The following is a 19,890-nucleotide window of genomic DNA, read 5'->3' on the forward strand; positions in this document are numbered from 1 at the left end:
ATGAAACGATCCTTCGACTCTCGAGTCGATTACAGCCTCCTTCTACCAGTGTTTTGTTTACTGGTGATTGGAGTAGTGGCCATTTATATAGCAGTTAGTCATGACTATCCAAATAATGTATTACCAATTCTAGGTCAGCAAATCGCTTGGATTTCCTTGGGCCTTGTCATTGGTTTTGTGGTCATGTTCTTTAATACCGAGTTTTTATGGAAGGTGACTCCCTATCTTTATGGTCTAGGGCTAGCTTTGATGGTCCTACCTCTTGTTTTCTACAATCCAAATCTTGTAGCGTCAACAGGTGCCAAGAACTGGGTATCGATTGGTGGAACGACACTTTTCCAGCCATCGGAGTTCATGAAGATTTCCTATATCTTGATGTTGGCTCGAGCCATTGTAAGATTCACTCAAAAACACAAGGAATGGCGACGGACTATTCCCTTGGATTTCCTATTGATTGGTTGGATGATCGCCTTTACCATACCAGTCTTGATCCTCTTAGCCCTACAAAGTGATCTGGGGACTGCCTTGGTCTTTGTAGCTATTTTTTCCGGTATGGTTCTCCTTTCAGGTGTTTCGTGGAAGATTATCATTCCTGTTTTTGCAACAGGAGTGACTGCTGTTGCAGGCTTCATGGCCATCTTTATAAGCAAGGATGGACGTGCCTTCTTGCATCAGATTGGGATGCCAACTTACCAGATCAACCGCATCTTGGCTTGGCTCAATCCCTTTGACTTCGCGCAAACAACGACTTACCAACAGGCGCAGGGACAAATTGCGATTGGAAGTGGTGGCTTGTTTGGACAAGGTTTCAATGTGTCCAATCTCCTCATTCCAGTACGTGAGAGTGATATGATTTTTACGGTGATTGCTGAAGATTTTGGCTTCATTGGTTCGGTCTTTGTCGTTGCCCTGTACTTACTTCTCATCTATCGGATGTTGAAGATTACTCTCAGGTCAAATAACCAGTTCTACACCTACATTTCGACTGGTTTTATCATGATGTTGCTCTTCCATATCTTTGAAAATATCGGTGCCGTGACAGGCTTACTTCCTTTGACAGGGATTCCTCTGCCTTTCATTTCTCAAGGGGGCTCCGCAATTATTAGTAACCTCATTGGTGTCGGTCTCCTCTTGTCTATGAGTTACCAGACAAACCTAGCGGAGGAGAAAAGTGGAAAAGTTCCATTCAAACGAAAGAAAGTCGTCCTAAAACAAATCAAATAAGGAGGCCACTATGGCAAAAGTAGCAGTTATTTTAGCCCAGGGTTTTGAAGAAATCGAAGCCTTGACAGTAGTCGATGTCTTGCGTCGAGCAAACATTTCTTGTGATATGGTAGGATTTGAAGAGCAGGTGACAGGGTCACATGACATTCAGGTAAAAGCCGACCGTATCTTTGATGGTGATTTGTCCGACTATGACTTAGTAGTTCTTCCAGGTGGCATGCCAGGCTCAGCTCACCTACGAGATAATCAAGCGCTCATTTCACAGATTAAAGCCTTTGATCAAGCAGGAAAGAAAATTGCTGCCATCTGTGCAGCCCCAATCGCTCTTCATCAAGCAGGTGTCTTGAAAGGCAAACACTTTACTTGTTATGACGGAGTTAAGGAGCAAATTACTGACGGAATTTATCAAAAGCAAACAGTGGTTGTTGATGGCAATCTAACGACTAGTCGAGGACCGTCAACTGCTCTTGCCTTTGCCTATGAGTTGGTAGAGCAATTGGGAGGAGATGCCGAAAGTTTACGAGACGGCATGCTCTATCGAGATGTCTTTGGAAATCAACAGTAAGACGAGAGTTCGGCTCTCGTTTTTTTTATTTACTCCGTGTCTAAAAATGTTTCATATGATTGTCTTGCGATTTTATATCAAACTTTTATAAATCAATCAAGCTTTGTCTAGCATAAGAAGGAAATCTATCTCTAGAAATGTTAGTGTTTTCAAGTTGTTAGATAGAATAGTTCAGATTTCTACTGAAATCAATAGATTCTTGAAAAAGATAGAATATTCAATAAATGCTATATTAAAATGCTTTATCATGCGAATTAATCTGCTTGTATTAATTTGAAATATAAAGTACTTTCTCTGTAATATAATTGAAACGTGTTACTAGTATATTAAAATTAGTAAGAATTTTTTGCATATACGAAACTGGGGGAGTGATATGTTGGAAACTTTCGGAAAAATATTCAAAGTCATTAGAGAATCAAAAAAAATGTCCCTGAAAGAGGTGGCTGCTGGTGATATTTCCGTGGCTCAGCTATCCCGTTTTGAACGGGGAGTTAATGGAATCACACTTGATTCTTTTTATTGTTGTTTAAAAAATATGGCCGTTTCCCTAGAGGAGTTTCAGTATGTTTACCATAATTACATTGATTCAGATGATGTGCTGTTCTCAAAAAAAGTAGCTGATGCATATCAGGAAAACAATGTTGTCAAGCTCCAAAATATTTTGTCAAGCTCAGAAGCATTGACCGAACAGTTTCCTGAGAAAAAAAACTATAAACTCAATACGATCATTGTCAGGGCCCTCTTGTCTTCCTGTTGCCCAGATTTTCAGATTAGCAAGAAGGATATAGAATTTCTGACGGATCATCTCTTTTCTGTTGAGGAGTGGGGGCGTTATGAACTCTGGCTCTTTACAAACAGTGTTGATTTGATGACCTTGGAAACGTTGGAAACCTTCGCTAGTGAGATGATCAATCGTACCCAGTTTTATAACAACCTACCTGAAAATCGCCGCCGTATTATCAAGATGCTACTTAATGTCATTAGCGTCTGTATAGAAGGAAACCATCTGCTAGTTGCTATGAGGTTTCTCAATTATCTCGATCACTCTAAAATTCCTGAAACAGATCTATATGATCGAACGCTGATTAAGTATCATAGGGCTCTGTATGCCTACAAGGTTGGGAATACTAATGCTCTCAGTGACATCGAGCAATGCCTATCTTTTTTTGAATTTTTAGATTCCTTTGGTGTTGCCCAAAAGCTTAAAGAACAGTTTGAAAGAATTTGCCTTTCATAGTTGTAGATGTGCAACAAAAAATGATCATTTTGAAAAATATACTAGAATAAGGGCATAACTTTATACTAAATTCAGAAGGAGGCTTTATGATGGAGAAAAAGATTCATTATAAGATGCATAAAGTTAAGAAAAACTGGGTAGCCATTGCTTTGACGACCTTGGCCCTTATTGTAGCACCAAAGGTACTTGGTCTAGAACCAGGCGTTGTCCATGCGGATGATGTAAAGCAGGTTGTAGTTCAAGAACCTGCTACAGCTCAGACTAGTGGTCCGGGTCAGCAAACTCCAGCCCAAGCTAAAATAGCATCTGAGCAAGAAGCAGAAAAAGCAACCCCTGCAGACAAGGTGACAGGCGATGCTGCTGCTAGTGATAAGTCTGCTAAACCAGCAGAAAATACAGAAGCAACAGTTCAAACCAATGCTCAAGAGCCTGCTAAACCAGCAGATACGAAAGAAGCATCTACAGAAAAGGCTGCTGTTGCTGAAGAAGTTAAAGCTGCTAATGCAATCACAGAAACTCCTAAAACAGAAGTAGCAGACCAGGATAAACAAGCGAGGCCAACAACTGCCCAAGACCAAGAAGGCGACAAACGAGAAAAATCGGCTATTGAAGACAAGATTGTTGCAAATCCAAAGGTTGCAAAGAAAGATCGCTTGCCCGAACCTGCTCAAAAACAAGGAGCAGTAGCTGAAAGAATGGTAGCAGATCAGGCTCAACCTGCACCTGTAAATGCTGACCATGATGATGATGTCCTATCTCATATTAAGACCATTGATGGTAAAAATTACTATGTTCAGGACGATGGTACAGTTAAAAAGAACTTTGCAGTTGAACTTAATGGTAGAATACTTTATTTTGATGCAGAAACTGGTGCCTTAGTTGATTCAAATGAATATCAGTTCCAACAAGGAACCAGCAGTCTTAATAATGAATTCTCCCAAAAGAATGCTTTCTATGGTACGACTGACAAGGATATTGAAACTGTAGACGGTTATTTGACAGCAGATAGCTGGTATCGTCCAAAGTTCATCTTAAAAGATGGAAAAACATGGACGGCTTCGACAGAAACAGACTTGCGTCCTCTTTTGATGGCTTGGTGGCCTGATAAACGTACTCAAATTAATTACCTCAACTATATGAATCAGCAAGGTCTGGGAGCAGGTGCTTTTGAAAACAAAGTTGAACAAGCTCTTCTGACAGGTGCTTCTCAGCAGGTTCAGCGCAAAATTGAGGAAAAAATTGGTAAAGAAGGCGATACCAAATGGTTGAGAACGCTGATGGGTGCCTTTGTCAAAACCCAGCCAAATTGGAATATCAAGTCAGAGTCTGAAACAACTGGTACTAAAAAGGACCACTTGCAGGGTGGAGCTTTGCTTTATACCAATAATGAGAAGAGCTCTCATGCTAACTCTAAATTCCGTCTGCTTAACCGTACCCCTACTAGTCAAACAGGTAAACCTAAGTACTTCATTGACAAGTCAAACGGTGGTTATGAGTTCTTGCTCGCTAACGACTTTGACAACTCTAATCCAGCTGTTCAGGCCGAACAACTCAACTGGTTGCATTTTATGATGAACTTTGGAAGCATCGTAGCCAATGATCCGACTGCTAATTTTGATGGAGTTCGTGTCGATGCGGTGGACAATGTCAACGCAGACTTGCTCCAAATCGCATCTGACTACTTCAAGTCTCGCTACAAGGTGGGAGAAAGTGAAGAAGAAGCCATCAAGCATTTGTCTATCTTGGAAGCTTGGTCTGATAACGATCCTGACTACAACAAAGATACTAAAGGCGCTCAACTAGCAATTGACAACAAGCTACGCTTGTCCTTGCTTTATTCATTCATGCGTAATCTATCTATCCGTAGCGGAGTAGAGCCAACGATTACAAATAGTCTAAATGACCGTTCTTCTGAAAAGAAAAATGGCGAACGGATGGCTAACTATATCTTTGTGCGGGCCCATGACAGTGAAGTACAAACCGTTATTGCTGACATCATCCGGGAAAATATCAATCCAAATACGGATGGTTTGACCTTTACCATGGATGAACTCAAGCAAGCCTTCAAGATCTACAACGAAGATATGCGCAAGGCAGACAAGAAGTATACGCAGTTCAACATCCCAACTGCTCACGCTCTCATGCTCTCCAATAAAGACTCTATCACTCGGATCTACTATGGTGACCTCTATACCGATGATGGTCAATACATGGAGAAAAAATCTCCTTACCACGACGCTATCGATGCCTTGTTGCGTGCTCGTATTAAGTATGTAGCAGGTGGACAAGACATGAAAGTCACTTATATGGGTGTACCTCGTGAGGCTGATAAATGGTCTTATAATGGTATTTTGACTTCTGTTCGCTACGGTACTGGTGCCAATGAAGCAACAGATGAAGGAACAGCAGAAACTCGTACTCAAGGTATGGCTGTGATTGCTTCAAACAACCCTAACCTCAAGTTAAATGTATGGGATAAACTGCAAGTCAATATGGGAGCAGCCCACAAGAATCAATACTATCGCCCTGTACTTTTGACGACCAAAGATGGTATTTCCCGTTATCTAACTGATGAAGAAGTGCCGCAATCGCTCTGGAAGAAGACAGATGCTAATGGTATTTTAACCTTTGATATGAATGATATTGCAGGCTACAGCAATGTACAGGTTTCTGGTTATCTGGCTGTTTGGGTACCAGTTGGCGCTAAGGCAGATCAGGATGCTCGTACAACAGCAAGCAAGAAGAAAAATGCTAGTGGTCAAGTTTACGAATCTAGCGCAGCCCTTGATTCTCAGTTGATTTACGAAGGCTTTTCTAACTTCCAAGACTTTGCAACCCGCGATGACCAATATACCAATAAAGTTATTGCTAAAAATGTCAACCTCTTCAAGGAATGGGGAGTAACTTCATTTGAGCTACCACCTCAGTATGTATCTAGCCAAGACGGTACTTTCTTAGATTCTATCATTCAGAATGGTTATGCCTTTGAAGACCGCTACGATATGGCGATGAGCAAGAACAATAAATATGGATCTTTAAAAGATTTGCTCAATGCTCTTCGTGCGCTTCACAGTGTCAATATCCAAGCCATCGCGGACTGGGTACCAGACCAAATCTATAACCTACCAGGCAAGGAAGTAGTAACAGCAACACGTGTCAATAACTATGGAACCTACCGTGAAGGTTCAGAAATCAAGGAAAAACTCTATGTAGCTAATAGTAAGACCAATGGGACTGATTTCCAAGGTAAGTACGGTGGAGCCTACTTGGATGAGCTTAAAGCTAAATATCCAGAGATCTTTGAACGAGTACAGATTTCCAATGGTCAAAAGATGACAACAGATGAGAAGATTACCAAGTGGTCGGCTAAGTACTTCAATGGTACCAATATCTTAGGTCGTGGTGCTTACTATGTTCTTAAAGACTGGGCTAGCAACGACTACCTCACTAACAAAAATGGCGAGATAGTATTGCCTAAGCAATTAGTTAATAAGAATGCTTACACAGGATTTGTTAGTGATGCCAATGGTACTAAGTTCTATTCAACTAGTGGTTATCAAGCTAAAAATTCCTTTATCCAAGATGAAAATGGAAATTGGTATTACTTCGATAAACGAGGTTATCTTGTAACAGGTTCTCATGAAATCGATGGCAAGCACGTTTATTTCTTGAAGAATGGTATTCAACTTCGTGATTCTATCCGTGAAGATGAAAATGGTAATCAGTACTACTATGATCAAACTGGTGCCCAAGTTTTCAACCGTTACTACACTACTGATGGTGAAAACTGGCGTTACTTTGATGCCAAGGGTGTTATGGCTCGAGGTCTTGTCAAGATAGGAGATGGACAGCAATTCTTTGATGAAAACGGCTATCAGGTTAAGGGCAAGATTGTGAGTGCTAAGGATGGCAAACTTCGTTACTTTGACAAGGATTCAGGAAATGCTGTTATTAATCGTTTTGCTCAGGGTGATAACCCAAGTGATTGGTACTATTTCGGAGCAGATGGAGTTGCTGTGACGGGTCTTCAAAAGATTGGTCAACAAACACTTTACTTTGACCAAGATGGCAAGCAAGTCAAGGGTAAAATCGTGACACTTTCAGATAAGAGTATCCGTTACTTTGATGCCAACTCAGGAGAAATGGCAGTCGGCAAGTTTGCAGAAGGTGCCAAGAGCGAATGGTATTACTTTGACCAAACTGGTAAAGCAGTGACAGGTCTTCAAAAGATTGGTCAACAAACACTTTACTTTGACCAAGATGGTAAGCAAGTCAAGGGTAAAGTAGTAACTTTGGCTGATAAATCCATCCGTTACTTTGATGCCAACTCAGGAGAAATGGCAGTCGGCAAGTTTGCAGAAGGTGCCAAGAACGAATGGTATTACTTTGACCAAACTGGTAAAGCAGTGACAGGCCTTCAAAAAATTGGCAAACAAACACTTTACTTTGACCAAGATGGCAAGCAAGTCAAGGGTAAAATCGTGACACTTTCAGATAAGAGTATCCGTTACTTTGATGCTAACTCAGGAGAGATGGCAACCAACAAGTTTGTCGAAGGTTCGCCAAATGAGTGGTACTATTTTGATCAAGCTGGAAAAGCAGTGACAGGCTTGCAGCAGGTTGGTCAACAGACTCTCTATTTCACGCAAGATGGCAAGCAAGTCAAAGGAAAAGTTGTTGATGTGAATGGAGTTAGTCGATATTTCGATGCCAATTCAGGAGATATGGCTCGAAGCAAATGGATTCAACTTGAAGATGGAAGTTGGATGTATTTTGACCGCGATGGTAGAGGTCAAAACTTCGGAAGAAACTAATCGAATTTAGCTCAACAAAAATCAAACTTTATCTGATGATATACAAAAACGATAACACCTTAAAAGGATGTTATCGTTTTTTGCCTGTTTGGAGAATAAATGACAATTGAAAAGAAAGAAGGAATCATTGGGAACTGTAATGAATTAACAAGGGATTCCATATTGGAATAATCTTTTTCTGCACTCTATTGTGGTATTCAAAGCAATGAGGATTCTATTTTTAAAGTTTGGAAATCCAAAAGCGTTTCGTTTGTGAACAATGACGCGGTTGTTAGTAGTTTCTATTCTTTAATTTGTACATTTGAGATAAGAAAGATTTTGCTTGATTATTTATAGAGGAGCTATTCTTCACAAAAAGGCTCCATAGATGCAATAGTGTTTTACTCTCTATATAAATTATAGAGCCGAAAAATCTAGGAAATCATCGCTTTTTTCATAAAAAAATGGTATAATGAAGGGTATGAAATATCACGACTATATATGGGATTTAGGTGGTACCCTATTGGATAATTATGAGACTTCTACTGCAGCCTTTGTAGAAACCTTAGCCCAATACGGAATAGAGCAAGAACACGACCGAGTCTACGAAGCTTTGAAGGTTTCGACAGCTTTTGCCATCGAGAAGTTTGCACCAGATATCGAGGATTTTTTAGAGAACTATAAAGAAAATGAAGCGCGTGAGCTAGAACATCCAGTTTTGTTTGAGGGAATTCCAGAATTACTCAAAGACGTTTCGGACAAGGGTGGTCGCCATTTCTTGGTTTCTCATCGAAATGACCAAGTTCTAGAACTTCTTGCTAAGACCCAGATAGCGAACTACTTCACCGAGGTGGTGACTGCCAGTTCTGGCTTTAAACGAAAACCAGATCCTGAGTCCATGATTTATTTACGTGATAAATATCATATTACATCTGGTTTGGTCATTGGTGACAGAAATATAGATGTAGAAGCAGGTAAAGCTGCTGGCTTAGATGCCTATCTTTTTAATAACGTTGCGACATTGAGACAAGCAATAGACATGTAAGAAAAGGGAAAAAATGACAGAAGAAATCAAAAATCAACAGGCACAGGATTATGATGCCAGTCAAATTCAAGTTTTGGAGGGACTTGAAGCTGTTCGTATGCGTCCAGGTATGTATATTGGATCGACTTCAAAAGAAGGTCTTCACCATCTAGTATGGGAAATCGTTGATAACTCAATTGACGAAGCCCTAGCTGGATTTGCCAGTCACATCCAAGTCTTTATAGAGCCAGATAACTCCATCACCGTAGTGGATGATGGGCGTGGAATTCCTGTTGATATTCAGGAAAAGACAGGACGTCCCGCTGTTGAGACCGTCTTTACAGTTCTTCACGCTGGAGGAAAATTCGGCGGTGGCGGTTACAAGGTTTCAGGTGGATTGCACGGTGTAGGTTCATCAGTAGTAAACGCTCTTTCAACGCAACTAGATGTTCATGTCCACAAAAATGGTAAGATTCATTACCAAGAATACCGTCGTGGTCATGTTGTTGCTGATCTTGAGGTGGTTGGAGATACGGATAAAACGGGAACAACAGTTCACTTCACACCAGATCCAGAGATTTTTACAGAAACAACAACTTTTGACTTTGAAAAATTAAACAAACGTATTCAAGAACTAGCCTTTTTGAATCGAGGCCTTCGAATCTCCATCACAGATAGGCGTGAAGGTCTCGAACAGACTAAACATTACCACTATGAGGGTGGGATTGCTAGCTACGTTGAATATATCAACGAGAACAAGGATGTGATCTTTGATACACCAATCTACACAGACGGTGAGATGGATGATATCACAGTTGAAGTAGCCATGCAGTACACAACCGGTTACCACGAAAACGTTATGAGTTTCGCCAATAACATTCACACCCATGAAGGTGGAACACATGAGCAAGGTTTCCGTACAGCTCTGACGCGTGTTATCAATGATTATGCCCGCAAGAATAAGCTACTAAAAGACAATGAAGATAACCTAACAGGAGAAGATGTCCGTGAAGGTTTGACAGCAGTTATCTCAGTTAAGCATCCAAATCCGCAGTTTGAAGGACAAACCAAGACCAAACTGGGGAATAGTGAAGTAGTCAAGATTACCAATCGCCTCTTCAGCGATGCCTTCTCTGATTTCCTTATGGAAAATCCACAGATCGCCAAGCGTATCGTGGAAAAAGGGATCTTGGCTGCCAAGGCTCGTGTAGCTGCCAAGCGTGCGCGTGAAGTCACACGCAAGAAATCTGGTTTGGAAATTTCCAATCTTCCTGGAAAACTAGCAGACTGTTCTTCGAACAACCCAGCTGAAACCGAACTCTTCATCGTCGAAGGAGACTCAGCTGGTGGATCAGCCAAATCTGGTCGTAACCGTGAGTTCCAGGCTATCCTTCCAATTCGTGGTAAGATCTTGAACGTTGAAAAAGCTAGCATGGATAAAATCCTTGCCAACGAAGAAATTCGAAGTCTTTTCACAGCCATGGGAACAGGATTTGGTGCAGAATTTGATGTCACTAAGGCTCGTTACCAAAAACTCGTTTTGATGACCGATGCCGATGTTGATGGAGCCCACATTCGAACTCTCCTGCTAACCTTGATTTACCGCTACATGAAACCAATCTTAGAGGCTGGTTATGTCTATATTGCCCAACCACCGATTTATGGGGTTAAAGTGGGAAGTGAGTTCAAAGAATACATTCAACCTGGTGCAGATCAAGAAATTAAACTCCAAGAAGCCTTAGCACGTCATAGTGAAGGGCGCTCAAAACCAACCATCCAACGTTATAAAGGTTTGGGAGAAATGGATGACCACCAATTATGGGAAACAACCATGGATCCTGAACATCGCTTGATGGCGCGTGTTTCGGTAGATGATGCTGCCGAAGCAGATAAAATCTTTGATATGTTGATGGGGGATCGAGTAGAACCTCGTCGCGAATTTATCGAAGAAAACGCTGTTTACAGTACACTTGACGTCTAAAAAATGTGGGAAATAGTTCCCTTGGTTTAAAAAATATGATATAATCATTACGATTGTTTCTAGTATAAAAGGAGTTTGATATGTCTAATGGACAACTAATTTATCTAATGGTTGCGATTGCAGTCATTCTGATCTTAGCTTATGTAACAGCCATCTTTTTACGTAAGCGTAATGTAAGCAGATTAACGGCCCTTGAAGAAAGAAAAGAAGAACTCTACAACCTTCCTGTAAATGATGAGGTTGAAGCCGTTAAAAACATGCACTTGATTGGTCAAAGCCAGGTGACCTTCCGTGAATGGAACCAAAAATGGGTTGATTTATCTCTGAACTCATTTGCTGATATTGAAAATCACCTCTTTGAAGCTGAAAGCTACAACAATTCTTTCCGTTTTTTCAAAGCTGCTCACAAGATTGATCAAATTGAGAGCCAAATCGGCTTGATTGAAGAAGATATTGCAGCTATTCGCAATGCCCTTTCTGAACTTGAAAAGCAAGAATCTAAGAATAGTGGCCGTGTCCTTCATGCCTTGGACTTGTTTGAATCCCTTCAACATACCGTTGCAGAAGACTCGGAGAAATATGGGAAGGCCCTTCCTGAGATTGAGAAACAATTGGAAAACATCCAATCTGAATTCTCTCAATTTGTTACCCTAAATTCATCAGGTGACCCGGTTGAAGCCGCAGCAATTCTTGATTCAACTGAAAATCATATTCTCGCTTTGACACACATCGTTGAGCGAATTCCAGCTCTTGTTGAAACCTTGACAAAGGAACTGCCAGAACAATTGGCAGATTTGGAAGAAGGCTATCGCAAGCTGTTGGATGCCAACTACCACTTTACAGAAACAGATATCGAGTCTCGTTTCCAACTTTTGCATGAGTCTTTGAAAAATAATCAAGAAAATATTCGTCAGTTGGAATTGGACAATGCAGATTATGAAAATAATCGCATCCAAGAAGAAATCAACGCACTTTATGATATCTTCACTCGTGAAATTGCAGCTCAAAAAGTAGTTGAAAGTCTTCTTGCTACATTACCAACTTATCTTAACCACTTGAAAGAAAATAATCAGGTGCTTGTTCAAGATCTTGAACGCTTGACTAAAACCTACCTTCTTCCTGAAAGCGATGGAAATCATGTTCGTCGTCTTCAAGCAGAATTGGCTGCACTTGATACAGCAATCATGGAAGTGACAGAGGATCAAGGTGAGTCAACACAAGCCTACTCTGCTCTTGAAGAACAGTTGGAAATGCTTCAAAGCAACCTCAAGGATATTGAGGATGAGCAAATCTCTGTTAGCGAACGACTTGCGCAAATTGAAAAAGACGACCTCAATGCTCGCCAAAAAGCAAATGTCTATGTGAACCGTTTGCACACTATCAAACGTTACATGGAGAAGAGAAACTTGCCAGGTATTCCTCAAAGTTTCTTGAAACTTTTCTTTACTGCAAGTCATAACACAGAAGATTTGATGGCAGAGTTAGAACAACCGCAAGTGAATATTGAATCGGTTAAACGAATTCTTGAAGTCGCAACAAATGATATGGAAGCACTTGAAACAGAAACCTATGATATAGTTCAATATGCAACCTTGACAGAGCAACTCTTGCAATACTCAAACCGTTACCGTTCATTTGATGAGCGTATCCAAGAGGCCTTCAACGAAGCGCTTGAAATTTTTGAAAAAGAGTTTGACTACCAAGCGTCGTTTGAAAAAATTTCACAAGCCTTGGAAGTTGCTGAACCAGGGGTTACAAACCGTTTTGTAACTTCATATGAGAAAACACGTGAAGCGATTCGTTTTTAAAAATAGAAGCTTAGAAGATTTCTAAGCTTTTTTATTTTCCTAAAAAAAGACAGAATCCCTGTTTATCATTGAAATAATAGCCTCGATTTGATATGATGGAAATATGAAAAAAAATAGAGCGAAACGTGTTTCTCACGATAAAACGAGAAGGCTATTGCTTTCCCTTGTTGGAATCTTTGGAATTGCTACGATTCTATTAGGGAGTGCTATTGGTTATAAGCTACTACAAAAGCAATCTTACGAACAAAAAATTGAAGCGCTAAAAAGCGAAAAGGAGCAGCAATTCAACTCTGGTAGTCAGAAGGACCATTTCCGAAAAGGTCAAGCTGAGGTGATTGCCTACTATCCTCTGCAAGGAGAGGAAGTCATTGCGTCTGTTAGAGAAAAAATCAACCAGGATATCAAAGAAAAGCTGGAAGATAAAGAGGATTTGGTCTTTTATTATACTGAGCAGTTGGATCCTGTCTTAAAGGGAGTTGTTGCTCGTAATATCAGCAAGCAAGTCTATGATTTGTCTGCATTAAAGGTTGAAGAAAAAGAAAAGACTTCCTTAGGGAAAATTTTCTTGACTGAAGATGGGAAAGATTTTGACCTCAGTAGACTTTTCAAAGATGCAAGCAAGGCTAAGGAACTCTTACTGACTCAAATCAAATCAACTCTAGAAGATAAGAAACTTGACCAGGAAAAAATTGATCAAGTTATAAAGAGCTTCACAGACCAAGAATTGACATCTTGGAGCTTTGATTATAAGGATAGTCAAATCATCCTTTATCCTGCTAATGCTGGAGAGACTCTGGAGGAAATTGCCTTACCAATATCCAGTTTCTTTGATGTCATTGAGTCTTCTTATCTATTAGAAAAGGATGTTGAACTTTACCAAGCATACTTTGCTAAGAAAAACAAAAAGGTTGTAGCCTTAACCTTTGACGATGGTCCAAATCCTACTACAACCACGCAAGCTTTGGATACTTTAGCTAAATATGGTGTAAAAGCAACTTTCTTTGTACTTGGTAAAAACATTGCAGGTAATGAAAATCTTCTGAAACGAATGAAAACAGAGGGTCATGTTGTAGGAAATCATAGCTGGGATCATCCTGTCCTTTCTAAATTATCACTCGAAGATGCTAAAAAGCAAATCACTGATACAGAAGATTTGTTAACTCAAGTTTTAGGATCAAGCTCTAAACTAATGCGCCCACCTTATGGTGCTATTACTGATGATATTCGAAACGGCCTTGACTTAAGCTTCATCATGTGGGATGTGGATAGTTTGGACTGGAAGAGTAAAAATGAGACAGCCATTTTGACAGAGATTCAACGTCAGGTTCGCAATGGTTCCATCATCCTCATGCATGATATCCATGGTCCTTCTGTTAATTCTCTACCAAGTGTTATTGAGTATTTAAAGGGTGAAGGGTATACATTTGTGACCGTTCCTGAATTGCTCAATTCTCGCTTGAAGGCTCACGAGATCTATTATGATCGTGATCAATAATTGTTAAAATCTAAAGGAGCAAGTGTTCTGATAATCAGGATTTTGTTTCTTTAGATTTTCTTCACATAGAAAGGAAAAACGATGAAATCTTACACCCTTAATAATGGAGTTTCAATTCCTGTACTAGGATTTGGAACATGGAAAGCTGAAAATGGAGAAGTAGCCTACCAAGCCGTTTTAGAAGCCTTAAAGGCTGGTTATCGTCATATCGATACTGCAGCTATCTATAAAAATGAGGAAAGTGTTGGTCGTGCTATTCGAGATAGCGGTATTCCAAGACAAGAAATCTTTGTAACGACCAAACTCTGGAATACCAATCACAGCTATGATGAAGCTCGCCAAGCATTTGAAGAATCAATGGAAAAACTGGGATTGGATTATCTAGATTTGTACCTTATCCATTGGCCAAATCCAAAACCACTAAGAGAAAATGAGGCATGGAAAACTCGCAATGCCGATGTCTGGAGAGCGATGGAGGACCTTTACCAAGAAGGCAAAATCCGTGCTATCGGCGTTAGTAATTTCCTTCCTCATCATTTGGATGCCTTGCTTGAGACAACAAGAATCATCCCAGTGGTCAATCAGGTGCGCTTGGCACCAGGAGTTTATCAAGAGGAAGTGGTTGACTACTGTAAAGATAAAGGAATTCTCTTAGAGGCTTGGGGACCATTTGGTCAAGGAGAGTTGTTTGAACAGAAAGAAGTCCAAGAAATTGCTGCGAAGCATGGGAAATCAGTTGCTCAAATTGCCTTGGCTTGGAGTTTGGCAGAAGGATTTTTACCCCTACCTAAGTCGGTGACAGCCTCTCGCATCCAGAGTAATCTTGACTGTTTTGGAATTGAACTCAGCAAAGACGAGCGAGAAGTCTTAAAGACAATTTCAGTGACTTCGGGCGCACCTCGTGTGGATGAGATGGATTTTTAGTTTGTAAAATCGATTTATACCGAAATAACAAAGACTAGGAATTTTAAATCCTAGTCTTTTTGTGTATAAAAAATCCAAATTGTTTGTATAATAAAATAATTTTATGGATTGAAATATAGGAACGAATTTAGAAAATATTGGTTTGATGGAGCAAATAACACGAATAATAAAATTAAATAAGTAAAATATATACGTAAATATTACATTTTTGTGACAATTCAGATTTTTATGAAAATTTATGATTATTTGCGTTATAATAGGTATACTTTAAAGAAAAAGGAGATTATTTATGAATAGACGACAACGTTTTTCATTAAGGAAATACAAATTTGGTCTTGCTTCGGTTTTATTGGGAACTGCATTGGTTTTTGGAGCAAGTCAAGTCAGTGCCAATGAGCAGAGTACAGGTGAAAATCAAGCTCAAACTCAGGAAATTAAGACAGAGGTAAAAGACGATAAACACTCAAACTCTGCGACTGACCAAACCAATACTAATGGGATTGCACCTGTAGTTGGAGAGAAACAAGAAGTTGAAACTTCTAAAGAGGATGCTAGTAAACAAGATGCTAAGATAGAAGCTCCTGTTGATAAAACTGCTGAAGCTCAAGAATCTGGAAAAGATAGAGCAGTTGCAAATGAAGAAAATCAAGGCGTCGTCCAAAAAGAAACAACAGTCGATACGACTACAGCGCCTGCCACTGAGAAGGCTTCTGAGTTGGAGAAAAAAGAGGCTCCAGCAACGACAGCTCCTAAAACTACTGGAGAAACAACAACTACTGAAAAAGAACTAGAAAAAACTGAGTCTGCAAAACCCAATAGTCTTTCAAGTAATGATATCATCACAGTACCAAAAACTTGGAAGGCTGGTTACAAGGGGACAGGGACCGTTGTTGCCATAATTGACTCTGGGCTTGATTTGAATCATGAGGTTCTTCGAATTTCGGAACCGTCAAAAGCGAAATTTAAAAACAAGGAAGCCATCGAAGCAGCTAAAAAGGCTGCTGGAATCGACTACGGTAAATGGTATAGCGATAAGGTTGTCTATGCCTATGACTACTTTGACGGAACAGATAAGATCAAAGAAGCAGAAAGAACTTCTCATGGGATGCACGTAACAGGGATTGCTGCTGGAAACCCTGATAAAGAAGCACCGAATGGCGAAAAAGTTTATGGTGTGGCGCCAGAAGCCCAAGTCATGTTTATGCGTGTCTTTTCAGATCGCCAAAAGACGACAAGTTCGGCTCTTTATGTAAAGGCGATTGATGATGCAGTTGCCTTGGGAGCAGATGCTATTAATATGAGTTTGGGATCTAGCACTGGTTCTATGGTCGATGCTGGTTCTGATATTGTGGATGCCATCAAACGGGCTCGTGCCAAGGGAGTTTCTGTTCTTATCTCAGCAGGAAATAGCAATACATTCGGAAATGGCTATTCAAAACCGCTAGCCGAAAACCCAGACTATGGCTTGGTTGGAAATCCATCCACTGTTGAAGACTCAATTTCAGTTGCTTCTGTCAACAACAAAACATTGACAACAGCGGTTTTTGAAGTCAAAGGTCTAGAGGAAAATGCCGGCCTTCATAACGGAAAATTTGATTATAATCAACCTGAGTCAGATAAGGATTTTGAAAAGGGAAAAGAGTATGAATACGTCGAAGCAGGGTTAGGTCGTGAAGAAGACTTTGCGAAGTTGGATTTAACTGGGAAACTTGCCCTCATTCAGCGTGGAGCTATGAATTTTTCAGAGAAGATCAAAAATGCACGAAAACACGGTGCAGTTGGTGCATTGATCTACAATAATGTAGAAGGTGCAAACATCAATATGGCTATTGATGATGAAGCAAAGAAAATTCCTTCTGTATTTATTTCTAAACAGTATGGTGAAGCCTTAAAATCAGGAAACTACAAGATTGTTTTTAATGGTAAGATGGATAATCGCCCTTCCGATGTAGCCAATCAGCTATCTGACTTTTCAAGTTGGGGAGTGACTACCGATGGACAATTGAAACCAGATGTGACAGCTCCTGGCGGCAATATCTACTCATCCTTTAATGACAATACCTACGGTAGTATTAGCGGAACCAGTATGGCGGCTCCTCACGTTACGGGTGTTGCAGTTCTGGTTAAGGAATACCTTCAAAAACACCATCCAGAATTGACTCCTGAGCAAGTATCAGAGACTGTCAAGGCCTTGATCATGTCAACTGCAAAACCACATGTTAATAAGGACACAGGCACTTATACCTCTCCTCGTCAGCAAGGTTCTGGTATTGTGGATACAGCTGCTGCAGTGTCAACAGACCTCTATGTAACGGGTGAAAATGGTTATCCAAGCGTGACTTTAGGAAATGTTGGAGACCAATTTACTTTTAAGGTCACTGTACACAATATTTCAGATACTGACCGTACTCTCAAGATGGTAGTGAATACCAATACAGACGAGGTCCAAGATGGAAAATTCACCCTTCGACCTCGAAAACTAACGGAGACAGTCTGGCCTGAAGTGACGGTCAAAGCCCACAGCAGTCAAACAGTCACTGTTAAAGTGGATGCTCGAAAATTTGCTGCTGAACTCAGCAAACAAATGCCAAATGGCTATTTCCTTGAAGGGTTTGTTCGATTTGTAGATCCAGCAGATGATGGGGATGTTGTGAGTCTTGCATTTATGGGCTTCCGAGGAGAATTCCAAAATCTCCCTGCTGTTGAAAAACCAATTTACAATCTTGTCCGAGAAGGGAAAAATGGATTTTACACAGAAGTAGACAAGGAAAATCCTGCAGTTAACTACTCTAATGATGCTACCTATCTAGCTACCTTGCAAAATGACCTTCTAGTGTCTAAAGGTCAACGCCAAGGACGCCGAATTACCGTTCTTGGAATCGAACAAAATGCTGAAGGTAAGCATGTTCTTCAGTTGGACGAAAAAGGGAATGTCCGTATTGCCATTTCTCCAAATGATGACGGAAACAAAGACCTAGTTGAATACAAAACGGTTGCTTTGAGAAATCTGGTAAATCTTCGGGCAACAGTTTATGCGGCTACGGATACTAAGCATGAACATCCTATTTGGGAGGGCGATGCAAAGGATCTTCGTAAGAATTATTTTGATGGAGACAGTAGAAATCTGAAAAGCTATATTCTAGATAATACTGCTTGGAGAGGCCAGGATTTTGATGGGAATACTGTTGCAGATGGTTTATATGACTATGTTATCAGTTATACACCAGACGTTCCAGGAGCTAAAGAACAATACACGACCTTTAAAATTCAGATTGATACTCAAAAACCTGTCATCACAAGTGGTTATATTCGCTTTAAAGATGGAAATCAAGAATTTGTAGCTCGCAAACCAAAAGATGTGGGTCAAGGTGGTATCCTTTCAGAAAAAGTCTTCTATATCACACCATTTGACCAGAAAGGGACCATGGTTTTAACTGGGAAAGACCAGTCTGGAACTCGTGCGCTTGAGAACACCCATCTGATTAAGGCCAATGCTGACGGTAGTTATACACTTCCTAAGAATGTTGACAAGGCTAATATTTACTATCTTGTAGAGGATTATGCAGGAAATGTAGATTATATCTCACTTGCTGAACTTGTCCGCGATCAAAATAGTGGTCGAGTTAAAATTGACTTGAAGGATGCAAAAACAAATCAGGATATTGATACCCTCTACGTCTATCGAATCAAAAATAGCAAGGGACAATATGTTGATGTTGACAAGACAAAAGCGATTCATTTCTTACAATTTGGTCATTATACAGCAGAAATTTTCAGTTATGACCGAACAGAATTGAAATTTATCAGTGCCTTGTCCCAAGAGTTCGACTTGACGGAAGAAAATAGTTTCCAAACCATTACCTTCCTAGCAAATCTCCTAGAATATGCACCAGTGTCTGTTTCCTTCAACCAAGCAGTTCCAAAGACGACTACAGTAGTTTTGAAAGGAGAAGATGGGACAAGTATCACTCTTCCTGCTGAAAAATACGGTCAATACGCCTTTGGTAAGAAAGTTGCTACAGGTCGTTATACTGTAGAAGTCACCTTGCCAACTGGATATGAACTCCTTGAAGATCTCGTTTCCTTGCTCGTGAAGCCAGGTCGAAATAATGCTTTGCGTCTATCTGTTGTGTCTAAGTTGGCCTTGATTGCTGCGGTAAATCAACAAAAAGAACTGGTAGAAACGTCTCGCTACTTTAATAGTAGTGCAGATAAGAGAAAAACTTATGACCAAGCTTTCCAAGTTGCGCAGTCAGCCTTGTCAAGCAAGTTGAAACAAGAATTGATTGATGGCGTTCTCTCTAGTCTTGAGGCTGCTGGTAAAGCTTTGGATGGAAAAGATTCGAACGTTACAGCCTTGAAAGAAGCTATGAAAGCTTACTATGCAACGACTAAAACTGGACGATATGCTAATGCCAAGGAAAAAGTACGTCGAGCTTATGATCGTGCCTTCCAAGAAATTGCCTTACTAGCTGTAGATCCTAAAGTCAAACAGGATCAAATTGACCAATCTCTCATTGCTCTAGCAACAGCTAAAAGTAAACTAAATGGCAAGGCAACAGACTTCTCTAGTCTAAAGAAACTGGTCAAGGATGAACGCCTTTTCCAAGAAAAAAACGCGAGATTTATCTATGCTGACAAGAAAGAAAAAGCAGCTTATCTTTTAACTTTTAAAGAGGCACAGGAACTCCTTAAAGATCCAGGAGCGAGCCAAGAAGATGTCAAAGATGCTATTACAGCATTGAAACAAGCCAAGAGAAATCTACATGGCAAAAAACCAAAAGCGAAAAGACATCCTTAAACAGGACTTTCTGAAGCTTTACTATTAAATGAGTCTGG

The 19,890-nt window shown here is 40.2% G+C and carries 10 protein-coding genes; all 10 read left to right on the top strand.

What is annotated here, in order from left to right; genetic code table 11:
• Positions 1–1,224, top strand: coding sequence for an FtsW/RodA/SpoVE family cell cycle protein (locus HMPREF8578_RS07905; protein WP_000830419.1), 1,224 nt, complete (start codon positions 1–3; stop codon positions 1,222–1,224).
• A gap of 10 nt (positions 1,225–1,234) precedes the next feature.
• The gene (locus HMPREF8578_RS07910) at positions 1,235–1,789 is read left to right on the top strand and encodes a DJ-1 family glyoxalase III (RefSeq protein ID WP_001140924.1); all 555 of its coding nucleotides are present in this window, start codon (positions 1,235–1,237) and stop codon (positions 1,787–1,789) included.
• A 373-nt stretch (positions 1,790–2,162) separates the two neighbouring features.
• On the top strand, positions 2,163–3,026 hold the full coding sequence (locus tag HMPREF8578_RS07915) for a helix-turn-helix domain-containing protein (RefSeq protein WP_000894364.1): 864 nt from the start codon (positions 2,163–2,165) through the stop codon (positions 3,024–3,026).
• Between the two features lie 86 nt (positions 3,027–3,112).
• A complete protein-coding gene (locus HMPREF8578_RS07920) occupies positions 3,113–7,840 on the top strand; it encodes a glycoside hydrolase family 70 protein (RefSeq protein ID WP_000970249.1) in 4,728 nt (1,575 codons plus the stop codon).
• A 460-nt stretch (positions 7,841–8,300) separates the two neighbouring features.
• The gene (locus HMPREF8578_RS07925) at positions 8,301–8,864 is read left to right on the top strand and encodes an HAD-IA family hydrolase (RefSeq protein WP_025168831.1); all 564 of its coding nucleotides are present in this window, start codon (positions 8,301–8,303) and stop codon (positions 8,862–8,864) included.
• Between the two features lie 13 nt (positions 8,865–8,877).
• Positions 8,878–10,824, top strand: coding sequence for a DNA topoisomerase (ATP-hydrolyzing) subunit B (gene gyrB, locus HMPREF8578_RS07930; protein ID WP_000134076.1), 1,947 nt, complete (start codon positions 8,878–8,880; stop codon positions 10,822–10,824).
• Between the two features lie 80 nt (positions 10,825–10,904).
• Positions 10,905–12,632, top strand: a complete 1,728-nt coding sequence (gene ezrA / locus HMPREF8578_RS07935) for a septation ring formation regulator EzrA (protein WP_000064803.1) — start codon at positions 10,905–10,907, stop codon at positions 12,630–12,632.
• A 103-nt stretch (positions 12,633–12,735) separates the two neighbouring features.
• Positions 12,736–14,127 (top strand): peptidoglycan-N-acetylglucosamine deacetylase PgdA, encoded by a 1,392-nt coding sequence (gene pgdA, locus HMPREF8578_RS07940; RefSeq protein WP_000742162.1) that lies wholly within the window; start codon positions 12,736–12,738, stop codon positions 14,125–14,127.
• 81 nt (positions 14,128–14,208) lie between these two features.
• The gene (locus tag HMPREF8578_RS07945; protein ID WP_000844568.1) at positions 14,209–15,051 is read left to right on the top strand and encodes an aldo/keto reductase; all 843 of its coding nucleotides are present in this window, start codon (positions 14,209–14,211) and stop codon (positions 15,049–15,051) included.
• A 289-nt stretch (positions 15,052–15,340) separates the two neighbouring features.
• Positions 15,341–19,852, top strand: coding sequence for a S8 family serine peptidase (locus HMPREF8578_RS07950; RefSeq protein WP_001081928.1), 4,512 nt, complete (start codon positions 15,341–15,343; stop codon positions 19,850–19,852).
• Positions 19,853–19,890: the final 38 nt, after the last annotated feature.

Source organism: Streptococcus oralis ATCC 49296, from assembly GCF_000185265.1.
GTDB classification, from domain to species: domain Bacteria; phylum Bacillota; class Bacilli; order Lactobacillales; family Streptococcaceae; genus Streptococcus; species Streptococcus oralis_BC.